The 711-nt window shown below is 34.9% G+C and carries 2 protein-coding genes; both read right to left on the bottom strand.

The genetic code is table 11. The features are described 5' to 3' along the window. The coding region (locus tag ACGTN6_RS20690; RefSeq protein WP_394594951.1) for a hypothetical protein at positions 1 to 546 on the bottom strand (546 nt) is incomplete at its 3' end. 20 nt (positions 547 to 566) lie between these two features. Further along, the coding region (locus ACGTN6_RS20685) for an excalibur calcium-binding domain-containing protein (protein ID WP_394594952.1) at positions 567 to 711 on the bottom strand (145 nt) is incomplete at its 5' end.

Genomic DNA, 711 nt, shown 5'->3' with positions numbered 1-711 from the left:
TGGCCATTTCACGATATTTAATATATAGTCTCGTACTACGTCATTTATGTGGTCATTACCTGCATGAATTGATAACACTTTCTTTTCCTTATTTAGATTTAAAGTAACTTTATATACAGCGGTTAGACTATCAGTGTTATAGACGCCCTTGTGCTGCCATTTTTTCCCGTACGCTTTTACTCGTAGTGAACAGAATATTGAATAATCCCCTTCTTCGAAAGTCTCTAATTTAATAACATATTTATTTTGAAATGGTTCATCTGAAAAATTTTCAAGTTGATTATGCTCAAGGAAATCTAAATTTTCAACCTTATAAGTATATGCAGGAAGACCAACTTGTCTTACAGTTACTGCCATTTCTACGAAGTTGTCAACTTCTGTTTCATCAATAAATTCACTCAAACGAATAAAGTCCTCATGATAATCTTTTTTTCTTTTTTGATCTTTTGACGGTTCCCAACTGGGGTTCCACTCCTTTAAGACTTCCTTCATTCTTTCTTTAGGTAACTTTCGAAATACCTGATTTAACACATTAGTATCGATCATAAATAACATAACTCCTTTTATTAAAGATTTTCACAAGCAAACCCGTTACCATCACCATCAAGACGATGTGGATCTTGTTCAGGGCCTCCAGCTGCTTCGAAGAAAGCTTGTGCGTCCTCTTGAGTGCTAAAGTCACCACAGTTTTTATCTTCACCATATGGATCG

This window comes from Halomonas sp. B23F22_20 (genome assembly GCF_043496985.1).
In the GTDB taxonomy this organism is placed as follows: domain Bacteria; phylum Pseudomonadota; class Gammaproteobacteria; order Pseudomonadales; family Halomonadaceae; genus Halomonas.
This window is presented reverse-complemented; position numbering and strand designations above follow the sequence as displayed.